At 52.2% G+C, this 13,220-nt stretch carries 13 protein-coding genes and 1 riboswitch; all 13 genes read right to left on the reverse strand.

The annotated features are described in order from the left end of the window. Positions 1-15: 15 nt before the first annotated feature. The gene (locus KDM87_RS08775; protein ID WP_230407679.1) at positions 16-1,467 is read right to left on the reverse strand and encodes a cobyric acid synthase; all 1,452 of its coding nucleotides are present in this window, start codon (positions 1,465-1,467) and stop codon (positions 16-18) included. A gap of 83 nt (positions 1,468-1,550) precedes the next feature. After that, positions 1,551-2,399, reverse strand: coding sequence for an ABC transporter substrate-binding protein (locus tag KDM87_RS08780; RefSeq protein WP_212678741.1), 849 nt, complete (start codon positions 2,397-2,399; stop codon positions 1,551-1,553). Then, entirely contained in the window at positions 2,396-3,319 is a 924-nt protein-coding gene (locus tag KDM87_RS08785) for a cobalamin-binding protein (RefSeq protein WP_212678742.1), read from the reverse strand. The genes KDM87_RS08780 and KDM87_RS08785 overlap by 4 nt, the downstream gene beginning before the upstream one ends. Positions 3,320-3,375: 56 nt before the next feature. Then, the gene (gene cobD, locus KDM87_RS08790) at positions 3,376-4,386 is read right to left on the reverse strand and encodes a threonine-phosphate decarboxylase CobD (RefSeq protein WP_212678743.1); all 1,011 of its coding nucleotides are present in this window, start codon (positions 4,384-4,386) and stop codon (positions 3,376-3,378) included. Further along, complete coding sequence (gene cbiB / locus KDM87_RS08795; RefSeq protein WP_212679233.1) at positions 4,379-5,326, reverse strand: adenosylcobinamide-phosphate synthase CbiB; 948 nt, start codon at positions 5,324-5,326, stop codon at positions 4,379-4,381. The genes cobD and cbiB overlap by 8 nt, the downstream gene beginning before the upstream one ends. Continuing rightward, positions 5,326-5,895 (reverse strand): bifunctional adenosylcobinamide kinase/adenosylcobinamide-phosphate guanylyltransferase, encoded by a 570-nt coding sequence (gene cobU / locus KDM87_RS08800; protein ID WP_212678744.1) that lies wholly within the window; start codon positions 5,893-5,895, stop codon positions 5,326-5,328. The genes cbiB and cobU overlap by 1 nt, the downstream gene beginning before the upstream one ends. Before the next feature lies 1 nt (position 5,896). After that, on the reverse strand, positions 5,897-7,198 hold the full coding sequence (locus tag KDM87_RS08805) for a cobyrinate a,c-diamide synthase (protein ID WP_212678745.1): 1,302 nt from the start codon (positions 7,196-7,198) through the stop codon (positions 5,897-5,899). Continuing rightward, positions 7,192-7,836 carry a cob(I)yrinic acid a,c-diamide adenosyltransferase gene (cobO, locus tag KDM87_RS08810; protein WP_212678746.1) on the reverse strand — a complete coding sequence of 215 codons (645 nt, stop codon included), beginning with the start codon at positions 7,834-7,836 and terminating at the stop codon, positions 7,192-7,194. Before cobO ends, KDM87_RS08805 begins: the two co-directional genes overlap by 7 nt. A 6-nt stretch (positions 7,837-7,842) precedes the next feature. Continuing rightward, the gene (locus tag KDM87_RS08815; RefSeq protein WP_212678747.1) at positions 7,843-8,604 is read right to left on the reverse strand and encodes an ABC transporter ATP-binding protein; all 762 of its coding nucleotides are present in this window, start codon (positions 8,602-8,604) and stop codon (positions 7,843-7,845) included. A gap of 19 nt (positions 8,605-8,623) precedes the next feature. Continuing rightward, positions 8,624-9,694 carry a FecCD family ABC transporter permease gene (locus tag KDM87_RS08820; protein ID WP_212678748.1) on the reverse strand — a complete coding sequence of 357 codons (1,071 nt, stop codon included), beginning with the start codon at positions 9,692-9,694 and terminating at the stop codon, positions 8,624-8,626. Between the two features lie 211 nt (positions 9,695-9,905). Then, positions 9,906-11,741 (reverse strand): TonB-dependent receptor domain-containing protein, encoded by a 1,836-nt coding sequence (locus KDM87_RS08825; RefSeq protein ID WP_212678749.1) that lies wholly within the window; start codon positions 11,739-11,741, stop codon positions 9,906-9,908. 111 nt (positions 11,742-11,852) lie between these two features. Continuing rightward, positions 11,853-12,182: riboswitch (cobalamin riboswitch) on the reverse strand. Positions 12,183-12,249: 67 nt separating this feature from the next. Continuing rightward, entirely contained in the window at positions 12,250-12,597 is a 348-nt protein-coding gene (locus KDM87_RS08830; RefSeq protein WP_212678750.1) for a PilZ domain-containing protein, read from the reverse strand. Positions 12,598-12,671: 74 nt separating this feature from the next. Continuing rightward, the gene (locus KDM87_RS08835; RefSeq protein ID WP_212678751.1) at positions 12,672-13,217 is read right to left on the reverse strand and encodes a histidine phosphatase family protein; all 546 of its coding nucleotides are present in this window, start codon (positions 13,215-13,217) and stop codon (positions 12,672-12,674) included. Positions 13,218-13,220: the final 3 nt, after the last annotated feature.

Below are 13,220 nucleotides of genomic sequence, written 5' to 3' on the forward strand. Positions count from 1 at the left end.
AGCCTGCTCGTCCGGTTACAAAGCGCGCAAAGCGCCGAGTAGCGGTATGCAGGCGTCCGCTACTCGATCAATGCTCTGTTCGCGCAATGCAGACAAATCAACGACCGCATCACTTTGCAAACCCGCCCATGCCAGTAAGGCACTACATGCCTCAGGATGGTCGAATAATCCATGCAGATAGGTGCCGAGTATCAGATCATCCGCCGAGCGGGCGCCCTCATCCTCGCCATCCAGATGAAATGCGGGCAAAGTTTCATTGCTGGCGTAGGTCAGCCCCATGTGAATTTCATAGCCCTGCACTGCTGCTGGTACGCCGCCTGCGGCAAAACCGAAAGCACAGCGGCCGCTGACCTGTTGCAGGCGTTTTTCCTGCGTCAGCTCGGTTGTGATATCCAGCAAACCCAAACCATCCGAATCGCCTGCAGCACCTTCGACCCCATGCGGGTCACTGATGATTTCTCCCAACATCTGATAGCCTCCGCAAATGCCTATCACTTTGCCGCCGTAACGCAGATGTTTTTCCAATGCTTGTTGCCATCCCTGTTGCTGCAGAAACGCCAGATCGGCACGGGTATTTTTACTGCCGGGCAAAATAATCAGATCAGCAGGCGGGATCGCATGATCAGGACCGATAAACTGTAAATCCACATCGGGATGCGCACGCAAGGCATCAAAATCTGTGTGATTAGAAATACGCGGTATCGCAGGTACGATGATGCGGAATTTTCCGCTACTTTGTTGTGCCGGCTGTATCGCGTCTTCCGCGTCAAGCTGTAAGCCATGCAGATACGGTAAAACAGCAAGCACAGGTTTGCCTGTCTTTTGTTCCAGCCACGCCAGCCCCGGTTCCAGCAAGCGGATATCGCCCCGAAAACGATTAATAACAAAGCCGACAATGCGCTGTTGCTCGGATTCAGATAAGCACGCCAGCGTACCGATGAAATGGGCAAAGACACCGCCGCGATCAATATCCGCCACCAGTATCACCGGGCAATCGACCGCTTCGGCAAATCCCATGTTGGCAATATCACGATCACGCAGATTCACCTCAGCCGGGCTGCCAGCGCCCTCAACAATGATTGCATCATATTGATGTTGCAGACGCTGATACGATTCCAGCACGGCTCCCATCGCAATCGTTTTGTACTGATGGTAATCACGTGCATCCATGTCTGCCCGAACCTTGCCATGAATGATGACTTGCGCTCCGGTATCGGAAGATGGTTTCAACAACACAGGATTCATATCGGTATGCGCAGGCACACCGGCAGCGATGGCCTGCAAGGCCTGAGCACGCCCGATCTCGCCGCCATCGACCGTCACCGCGCTGTTCAGTGCCATGTTTTGCGGCTTCATCGGCGCGACACGCACACCGTCTCGCTGTAACAAACGACAAAGCGCAGCAACCACTGTACTTTTTCCCGCATCCGAGGTCGTGCCCTGTACCATTAAAGTAGAAATCTGCATGCGACTATGCTTTCTCAAAAAGTTAAGGCAGACACAAAGAAAAACAACAAGATGAAACAACCGCTCTGTTCATTTCCACGACGTTAAGTCTCGACCGCCGGGATAAGTGGCGAACGTGTTACAGACAATGTTTGCGAGGCCTGCCACTCCGCAATCAGTACATGCAATTGCAGAAGTCCATGCTGGATCGCCGATGGCCCCGGCGAGAGTATGTCGGCCGATTTGATCTCCAATACCCGCCCATGACGGACAGCCGGGATCGTATCCCAGCCCTCGCGTGCAACCACGCTGTCAGGACGGAATTTCTTACCGCACCACGAGCCGATAATGATATCCGGCGCGCGTCGAACCACTTCGGCTGGGTCTGCTATGATGCGCTGTTTCGCGCTGTGAAAACCGGCCAGATCGGTAAACACATCGTCGCCACCGGCAATCTGTATCAACTCAGAAACCCAGCCGATACCAGACATCAGCGGCTCGTTCCATTCTTCAAAATAAACCTTCGGCCTGTGCGTCCACTGTGCAGCCTGATGGCGGATAACATTGATCTGCGCCTGCAATTCTGCGATCAACTGCGTACCCTGCTCCTGTTTCCCTACCAGCACAGCTAACACTTTGATCATGTGCAGAATACCTGCAACATGATGCTGATTGAACGCATGGACTTCAATGCCTGCGCCGATCAGTTCACGCACAATCTCGGATTGCATATTGGAATACGCAATCACCAGATCGGGTTTCACCGCCAGTATTCGCTCAATCTGTGCAGAAGAAAAACCACTGACCTTGGGCTTTTCGTCGCGGGCACGCGCGGGTCTTGTGGTGTAGCCGGAAATGCCTGCGATGCAATCTTCTGCGCCCAGCGCATACAGCACCTCGACGGCTTCGGTAGATAAACAGGCGATACGCTCAAACAATGGGGTGGTATTCATTTTTTACCTTGTGCTGAAGTCGCAGATTTCCCGCGTTTTTGCCGCGCTTGCTCCAGCGCTTCACATATCGCTTTAGCGCCATCAATAATCCGTGGGCCGGACCGGTTCACCAGATCGCCATCAATCAGTACCAGATTATTGTTTTTTGCCGCTAGCAACGACGTCATGTTTTTCCATTGATCGATACCATTTGAAGCCTGATTACGACTTTCCGCACTGATCAGCACTTCCGGGTTTTCCTGCAACACGGCCTCAATACTGACGACAGGTGCGGTCACATTCAGTTTGCCAAAAATATTTTCACCACCGCAGACACGTATCGCATCGCTGACAATATGCTTATCGTTGAGCGTGTACAAAGGCTTGTGCCATACCTGATAAAACGTCCGCACTTTCGCTTTGCTCTGATACTGCGCATTTAGCTGATGCAACTGCTGACGGAAATCATTCGCTGAAAGTTGGGCGGCTTTTTCGGTGCCAAGCAAACTCCCGAGTTTGAGGATGGTCTCAGGAATCTGTTCCAGCTTTTGCGGATCGCTGAAAAAAAATGGGACGCCCGATTGTTTCAACACTTCCAACTGGCGCTCAAAAGCGCCATGCATCCAGATCACCAGCAAATCTGGCTTCATCGCCATAATGCGTTCCAGATCAAACTGGCGGTTATCGCCGATGCGCGGAATCTCTTTTGCTGCTGCGGGATAATCGCTGTATTTAACTGTGCCTATAATCTTGTCACCTGCACCTGCAGCAAAAATCAATTCAGTCACATGCGGTGACAGGCTGATCACGCGCTGTGCTGGCTTGGCTAAACTGACGGTATGACCAAGATCATCCGTCACACTGATCGCCGCCTGCGCCGACGTGGACAACAGCAGGGTAACGATACCCGATACAAAAAAACGGCAGAAAGATACGTTCATGTTGTTACCCTCTTTTTTACTTTCTTTTTTCTCATTGTTGCGACTGACATGGGCGCTCATATCTGACTCGTCCATTCGGCGCAGGCCAGCTGCAAACGCTGCCACCCGGCTTCATTTGCAGGTAAGCCAAAACGCACGCCATGCGGCCTGTGTACTCCCGCCTCAAACCAGCGTAGCCAGATGCCGCGTTCTGCCATGAAATGACACAGCGCCTCGCTTTGCTGTTGTAAGTGCTGGTCACTGATCCACTGAAATAAATCCGTACCGGAAGAATGCCAGTTCTGTTGCATCAACAGGCAGCGCAGGCGTTCACCTTCATGCTGTAAAAGCAGCCGTTGATCTTGCTGCCATCTCGTATCAGATAAAGCTGCAAGCGCAATTTGTTGTGCCGGGCCACTGATAGTCCACGGGCCCAGGAAATTCGCCAGACGTTCCAGCAAAGAATCGCAGGCTGCGACGAAACCAAGCCGGATACCAGCCAGCCCAAAAAACTTGCCGACGGACCGCAAGACAATCAAACCCTCACGCTGGGTGTGTGCTGCGACACTGATGTCCGGCAAGGTGTCAGCGAACGCCTCGTCCACAATCAGCCAACCACCACGCTGTGCCAACTGATCAGCCCAGAGCAGCAGTTGTGCTGGGACGATTACCTCACCGGTAGGATTATTCGGATTACACAAGACGACCACATCGGCATTTGCCACTGCGTTGTGCAAATCCTGATAACGGGTTTCGCTGACTGTATGTCCGGCCTGTCGCCATTGATAGGCGTGTTCGGCGTAAGACGGCGCAGACACCACCACCCGCGAGAGTGAACGCAATCGCGGCAAGGCCTGAATTGCGGCCTGGCTGCCAGCTACCGCTAACATGCGCTGTGCACCGTAAAAGTTTTGCGCTGCGTTGATTAAGTCGTCGGAATACTCAGGCAACCTGTGCCAGGCGTTCGGCGCAAGCATAGGTGCCGGATAGAAATGAGGATTAATGCCGGTCGATAAATCCAGCCAGTCACTAAGCGGGCGAGAAAACATCCGTGCTGCATCACGTAAATTGCCGCCGTGTTTAAGCATATAAAATCCCGCTTAAAAACAATCCGATCAGGATGACGATGCCTAGCCACAACAGAGTGCCACCAAAAACCAATTGCCATGCACGTTGAATATCTGATGCCACCGCCAGTTTACCTTTACCTAACAGCGGACGGCTTTCATTTTCCCCATCGTAGCGGGCGTTACCACCCAATGTCAGATGCAAGGCGCCAGCGCCCGCTGCCATGACAGGACCCGCATTCGGACTGGGCCAGCGTGGCGCCTGCTGCTGCCAGCATTGCAAAGCCAGCCGTGTGTTGCCGAGAACGGCATAAGTCAGCGCAGTCAGGCGTGCGGGCAGCCAGTTCAAGCCATCGTCAATACGTGCCGCGACGCAGCCAAAGCGTAAAAAACGGCTAGTACGATAACCCCACATAGCATCCAGCGTATTTGCCAGACGATATAAAACGGCACCAGCGCCACCCAGCACCATAAACCAGAACAAGGTACCGAATACCGCATCACAACCGTTTTCCAACACCGATTCAACGCTGGCTTTGGCCAGATATTCTTCATCCGCATCATCGGTATCTCGGCTGACGATATACGATGTCAGCCTTTGTGCGCTTGCGATATCGCCATCCAGCAGTGCTTGTTGTATTGGTAAATTGTGGTCGCGTAAGCTACGCAGGCCGAGACAAACATACAGCAAAATGCCATGCAAAATAGGAGCCAACCAGATCGTGTAATGATGGGCGAGCCACAATGCCAGCAGGGTCAACAACACGAACGGCAGCACGACCAACAACCAGGCAACAGCCCCAGTCCAACGGCTTGCCGATGCGCGGTTCAGGCCTTGTTCCACCCGATTTGCCAGATAACCAAAACCCACTAGCGGATGCCATTTTCTGACTTCGCCGAATGCCATATCCAGCGCGACACCGAACAGCAAACACAAAGCGGTCGTCAAACCGGTCATCATCAGCATGCTGTGCCCTTTAAAAATAAAGGTAAGCCCGCCGCGACCCAGACGACGTTGTCACAACTGGCGGCCACGGCCTGATTCAAACGCCCGGCCTCATCCACAAACCAGCGCGAAATCGCCCCCATCGGAACAATGCCCATACCTACCTCATTCGATACCAGAATAACGTCGCCCTCTGCCTGCTCAAGTGCGTTAAGCATGTCGCTCCTTTGTTCAGCGAATAATGCTGGCGGTGTAATCTGACCGACCTCAGGAAATTCGGTATTGTCCGAAAATAGTAAATTCGATAACCAGACGGTCAGGCAATCAATCAGCAAGACGGTTCCGGGCTGACTGTATTTCCGTATCGCCCTACCCAGTGCTGTTGTCTGCTCGACGGTGAGCCAATCAGCCGGACGGCGGCTTTGGTGATGCGCAATCCGTTGTTGCATCTCACTGTCAGCCGCCGCTGCCGTTGCGAGGTAAATAACCTGCTTGCCGCCATTCGCGGATAGACGATGCGCCAGTTGTTCTGCATACGCACTTTTACCTGAACGGGCGCCGCCAAAAATCAAGCTGAGACTCATCTCAACTCCTTAAAAACAAGCGCGCGGCGGCGATCGGGTTTGAAGCAAAGTAGGCGTGGAAATACGAGGCATACAAATGCCCGCAGTGATAAATCGCTTCACCCTGATCGCTATCGGAGTAATGCGCATTTTTGATGGTGTGCGCGACTGGATGCAGCGACGTGTCGAAGCGCGAATAATGAAAAGTATGGCCGCGTAAATCGCCGTCAGAAAAATGCCATGCCTGCGCGCCGAGCGCTGCCAGCTTTTTCTGCATGTGCACTTCGCCACTCAGTAAACCCGCCATCGTCCAATGCTGCCCTTCCTGATCGACCAATCCGTCGGTCAGCGCCATCATGCCGCCGCACTCGGCCAGTATCGGCATACCGGCAGCATGTGCGGCCCTGACCGATGCTGTCCAGCGCTGTGCAGTGCTCAGGGTGGCCGCGTGTAGTTCAGGATAACCACCGGGCAGATACAAGGCGTCGGCTTGCGCAGGAACAGGCTGATCGGCGAGCGGAGAAAAAAACAGTAATTCAGCGCCAAGCATGCGCAGCGTATCCAGATTGGCGGCATAGATAAAAGCAAATGCGGCATCACGGGCAACCGCAATTTTTTTGCCCGCCAACAAGCGAGGAATCGCAACAGGATTAGTCTGTTCAAACTGTGTCTCAGGCAAGGCATCCCATGCCTGCATATCGAGCTCCAGCTGTTCTGCCATGGTATCGAGCATGGCATCGATTTGTCCGACTTCCTCCGGCAATACCAGCCCCAGATGTCGCTCGGGCAGCACTTCAGCCTGGCGTGGCAGACATCCGAGCAACGGAATGTCACGCATCGCGGCTGCCACCATTTTTCCATGTCCGGCAGAGGCAACCCGGTTAGCGATCACGCCTGCCAGATGAACCGGGCCGAAGTCGCGCAAGCCCAGCGCCAGTGCCCCCACGGTTTGCGCCATTGCAGCAACGTCCAGCACCGCAAGTACCGGCACACCGAAAGCACGTGCCAGATCAGCGGAAGATGGTCGGCCATCATACAAACCCATCACGCCCTCAATCAAAATCACATCAGCTTCCAGCGCCGCCTGCGTCAGCATCGCCTGCGATGCCGATTGGCCGACCATCCACAAATCAAGTGAATAAACCGGGGCACCACTGGCACGCTCCAGTATCATCGGATCAATAAAATCCGGCCCGGTTTTAAAAACTCTGACGACCTTGCCCTGCCCCCGCAATTTGCGGGCAAGCGCTGCCGTTGTTGTTGTTTTTCCTTGTCCGGACGCAATCGCCGATACCAAAACCACTTTCGCCTGCGCTATCACCATTCGACTCCTGCTTGCGCGACGATGCCATCTTTAAACGCATGTTTCACGACACTCATTTCGGTCACGGTATCTGCAATCGCTATCAGTTCCGGTAATGCACCGCGACCGGTAACAACCACGTGCTGCATTTCAGGACGTGCATCCAGATCGGCAATCACGGTATCAAGATCCAGATAATGATATTTCAACGCAATATTGAGTTCATCAAACACCACCAGACCGATGTTTGGATCACGCAGAAACTTCTTTGCCTGCGCCCATGCCGCTGTCGCTTTTTCAATATCGCGATCACGATTCTGCGTTTCCCAGGTATAGCCTTCGCCCATCGCATAGAACTCAACTTCATCAGGAAAACGACGTAAGAAAATTTCTTCTCCGGTCGACATTGCGCCTTTAATGAATTGCACAACGCCGACCTTCATACCATGTCCTAATGCGCGCATCACCATCCCAAATGCGCTGGAACTCTTACCCTTGCCATTGCCGGTATGAATCAGCAATACACCTGTCGTGCGCTGAGCCTGCTGAATTTTCTCATCCATCAGCGCCTTCTTGCGCTCCATGCGGCGCTGATGACGGGTGTTGATATTGTCGCTATCGATGGCTGATGCAATCGTGGTAGTGGGAGTCTCGCTCATATTTATTTAATTTTTCGGGATAAAAAGTATCTGACCATGATGCTCAAAGCGCTCAATCGGATAACCGAGACAAGCGCCGAGTTGTGCGGCAGTCAGCATGTCGGCCGCACTGCCAGCCAACCATTGGCCATCGCCCATCAACAGCAAAGCATGACTGGCAATGCGTTGGGCCAGATTCAGATCATGACTGACCATGACGACGGACTTATTTTTTTCGCGGCAACAACGCGACAGCAATTGCATGACACTGACCTGATGCGCAAGATCTAGCGCGTTTGCAGGCTCATCCAGTAACATCAGTTGCGCGTCCTGCGCCAGCAAAGCAGCAATCGCGACGCGCTGACGCTCGCCACCAGACAAGCTACGGACATCACGTTGCGCAAGATCGGCAACGTCCAGTTCACGCATCGTATCTAAAGCAATCTGCATGTCATCACCAGATTCCCAGTAATGGGCATCATGGTAAGGATGACGTGCGCTCAATACCGTTTCGATCGCTGAATAACCGAATGCATCAGTGCGGGATTGCGATAAAAAAGCCCGTTCACGCGCAAGCTCTGCCAGTGGCCAGGCCGACAGCGATTTGCCATCTAAAAAAATGTCACCGGATTCCACCGGACGCAAGCCCGCCAGTGTGCGTAACAAAGTACTTTTACCGGCACCGTTGCGGCCAATAATGCACCAGCATTCGCCTGCATTCACTTGCCAATTCAAGTCCTGTACCAGCAGACGTTTACCTGCCGTTAAATTCAGATGATGGATTTTCATCGTTATCGTCCCATTCTCGTTAGCGGCGGCGCAACTGATGCAACTGCAACAAAAACACCGGTACGCCGATGACGGCGGTAATCACTCCCACCGGCAACTGCTGCGGTGCGACCACAGTACGTGCAATCGTATCGGCTAAAACCAGAAAGCTGCCACCTGTCAGCGTTGCAGCTGGAATCAATAAACGGTGGTCCGGCCCCAGCGCAAAGCGACACGCATGCGGCATAATCAGGCCGACAAAGCCTATGCTGCCGGCAGTGCTGACCGCGCTAGCGGTCAGTAAGGCAGAACATAAAAATAAGAGCTGGCGCAAACGTCCGATATTCACGCCCAGCGTACTGGCGACATCGGCATGCATCGCTGCAATATTGATTGCACGCGCATTGCGCATCGCAAACACAAATACGCCAGCACCGACCAGCCACGGTAAATAGCGCGACTGCGCCCCGGACAAATCGCCTATCATCCAGAACACCATACCTCGTAATCGACTATCGGGTGCCACCGACAGCATCAAGGTAATCAATGCGCCGCAACCGGATGCGACAATCACACCGGTCAGCAACAACACGGGTGCGCTGCCATCGCTGCTGCCACTGCCGCGTAAATCGCGATAAGCAAGACCAAACAAGAGCAAAGCAACTGCGAGCGCCCCGCCGAACGCCGCCAGATCAACCATCCAGAACGCGCCATACAATAAGATGGTCGCCAGAGCGCCGACCGATGCGCCACCGGAAATGCCGAGTACATAAGGGTCTGCGAGGGGATTGCGCAATAAGGCCTGCATCATGACGCCAGACAAGGCAAGCGTGGCACCGGTAATGAATCCTGTGAATGCGCGCGAAAGGCGCAATTCGAGCAAACTTGCGGCAAGTGAAGTCGCTGGACCACGTGTTAATTCCAACGCGGCATCGCCCAGTTCAGAAAGACTCAGCGCGACAGAACCAGTCAGTCCGGCAAATACAATACTGGTAAAGGTAAATAACAACAAAAAACCAAAGATCAGGCTGGCATGCCGCTTCGCTCTGTTCGCAGGCGCTACGCTATCCTGTGCCAGCGGCGAGCTAAATAAAAAAAACTTGTTGCGCATGTACAGCCCGATCAATTTAAATTAGGACTGACGCAAAATTGTCCCAGCAAGGCATGGCGACGAAGACAGTACGAATAGTACGACTAGGCGCCATAACACCGCTGGGGCGGTTTTGCGTAAGTTCTATAAATAAAATCTGTGCCCGCATTCGGACACAGATTCTTCTTCATGTTGAATACCGCTTTAATGCATGATTCAATTTTTGCTTTGATTATTTAAAGCCGTAATTCAATCCAACAAAGATGTTTGATCCCGCTGTTGCGTAGTTTTTGGCGAGCTCATAGTCTTTGTTCAGCGCATTATTCCAGCGACCGATCAGCGACAGATTTTTCATGACTTCATACGTGCCGTAGATATTCAGCAAGCCATATCCCGCCAGCGTTTTTTTGTTTGCGACATCATCGAAACGGTTACCGGAAAATACGGTTTCAACACCGATTTTGGCTTTCGCAATTGTGTACTCTGCCGCCAGTGAACCATGCTTTTTGGAGCGACGGGCAAGACGCAAGCCGGTGGTATCGTCTTTCGGATCCTGAATATCGACAGAGCCACGCAGACTCCAGTCACCCAGACGAGTGTTTGCGCCGACAGTCAGACCGGACATCGTGGCTTTGTTCACGTTGTACGCACAACCGTAAGGATGACCCTTTACATCCACAGGACAAGTATTCGTGCTGACGAGCAAATCAGTTGCCTTGTTTTGATAATAAACGGCACTCAGCTGCGTATCGCCGAACTCATAATAAATACCTGCTTCGGCATTTTTTGCCTGCTCTGGCTTATTTGAGGCAACGCCATAACCCGGGTAATACAACTCGTTAAACGTCGGTGCGCGGAAGCTGCTGCCATAACTGGCATTCACACGCCACGAGTCATTCAGCTTATAACCGTATGCGACACTGCCCGTGGTGTGCGAACCGTAAACCGAACTACGGTCATAACGCACGCTTGCACTTGCCAGATGGGCCTGATGTTTCAGGACATAGGATGCCGCCAGAGAATCAGTTTTGCGATCACCGTTGAGTCCGGCAGTCGTGGTGTCCACCGTTTCTTCACGGCGTTCAGCCAATAATTGCAGTACGTCTTTACCTATACGGATATCGTTCTGGAACGTAATCAGATTCTGTACCGTATCGATCTGGCTCGGATCATAAGAACCTGCAGTAAAGGTTTTGTCGGTTGATTGTGCAAACTGCAAAGAGGTGGTCCAGATATCGTTAATACGAGCCTTACCAAAAGCAGAGATGGTTTCTAAGTTCTGGACGCTGTAATCATTCTTAGCGCCTGAATCAAACTGGGCATTCAAACGACTTTGTAAAAACTTGGTGCCGAACTGCAGATCTTTGCTGACTTCGTAGTCGGCACGCAGACTGACGCTATCAAGTTTGTAGCCGTCTTTATCGGGGTTACCTGTCTTGGTTGCAGAAAATCCTTCATCTTCGTCATGCGCGACATTCAGCGCCAGACTCAGATTACTGCTGACCGATCCGGAAACTCCGGCCTGTACTTTACGCGCACCGTAACTGCCGGCACCAACCGACGCCGTTGTATTTAACGCACCCGGTGTTTTTTTAGTAAAGATATGGATCACGCCACTCATGGCATCTGCGCCATACAAGCTGGACAAGGGGCCATAAACGATTTCGATATGGTCGATCTGACTCAATGGAATTGTCGCCCAGGTTGCGCCGCCGGTAGTTGAAGAACCGACACGGACACCATCGATCAACACCAGATTTTGCGTGTTGTTACCGCCACGCATAAATACAGAAGAATTATTGCCAGGACCGCCATTGCGACTGATTTCTATGCCGCGTTGTTGTTGCAGCAGATCGACGACGGATGCCGCGCCAGATTGTTGAATTTGCTCAGCAGTGATCACAACATTGTCGGCGAGAACATCAATCGCGGCCTGTGGCTGACGACCAGCGGTAATAATCACGCTGGATGCGGTCGAAACAGAAATCGATTGCGCGAACGCAGAAGATGCAGGAAATGCGGCAGCCACGGCGAGACCGAGGGCAAGAGGTTTGAATACAGAGTTCATGATGTAGAAAATAAGCGAGGCATACAGCCAACGTCCCCGTAGGCTGTATTCAACAAAGCGAACGTCAAAGATTTCTACACAGCGTATGCCATTGCAGAAAATGCCTGCCGTATCACTTCACTTATTCTGGCCGGTATCCGGGCTGACAAATATCACCATCTGACCTTCCCATGCATCAACGCACAGTGGTATTGGAAAATGGCTGGCTGCATCCATCGTATTTATCGTAACAAGGTCGTGACAATTAACAGAAAGAAACAGCAACTTGTACACCGTTGCGGGGGCAGCACACTCTTGCTTTTCATCGTGAAATCCAGAGATCTGTCTTTTGACGCGCCGATTGCGCGCACAGACTTCTGGAGATTTACGGAATTACATCGTGTTTCCCGTTTAACTGCAGACATGAACATGTCCGCGAGCACCAAAACCCCGCCATTCTATCGGCAGATGACAAGTCGGGCAAGGATGGGGATGAAAACAACATTACTGCAAATGCAAGATACGCTTATCAGGAAGCGAACTTATTCGCTCTGGAAATCCAGGCATTGACCAGCTCTGAATGTAAATCGGACATATTTGTCAGATGCATACCAGCATGATAGTGATCGCCACTCAGAATGATATGCCGGACAGATCCTTTGCATGCAACACGGAAAATGTCATCGCTATTTGCGATACCGGGAATTTCTATCATCATCGGATAGCTTTGCGTGAGTTGCAAACTTTCAGGGCACTGCACTAACACGCCCTCACCGGAAATATTCACGGCCCGGCACAACAACAAATGGCCATCCGGCATTCTGATGCCGCAACGCCAGCTCACATTGATACGCGGGGCTCGTCTGAGTTCTATCATGAGAATAATGTCACCGGTTAGCGCGCCAAAGGTTTTCCGCACTGGGCTCAGAACGAAAAACTAACCTTCATATCCTACATGACAATATTAATATCAATACAACAACCATAAGAAAATTCATTCTTACTCTGCGCCGCCCGTTGCGCGATACCGACACTTCCAAGACCATTTTCCCAGGCGGAGATCATTTTAATGACGCCAGCATGGCAAACAATCACCGCTTCCGGTTCTGCTGTCGCATGTAAATCATGCAGAAATGCACTCACTCTGCCTGCCATCTGCACAAGGTTTTCCTGTTGTCCCGGATGATAATGAACGACATCAGCAGCCCAGGCATCAATTTCTGTACGGGGAATCTGTTCCCACGCCTGCATTTCCCAATGGCCAAAATTCAGCTCCATGATACGAGTATCCATACGCGGCGTGGAACTCAACAAATTGGCCAACTGTGTGCAACGCTGCAAAGGACTGGAATACACAGGGATATGGGCTGGCCAGCATGATTTCAAACTGGCAGCCAGAGAACTGCAATCAGATAAAGCAACGGCAAGGTCTGACTGACCATAGCAAATACCGGGCGCGATGACGGGTTTGGTATGACGTATCAAATGCAAGAGCATCGC

This window comes from Cognatundibacterium rivi (assembly GCF_018139565.1).
GTDB lineage: Bacteria > Pseudomonadota > Gammaproteobacteria > Burkholderiales > Burkholderiaceae_D > Undibacterium > Undibacterium rivi.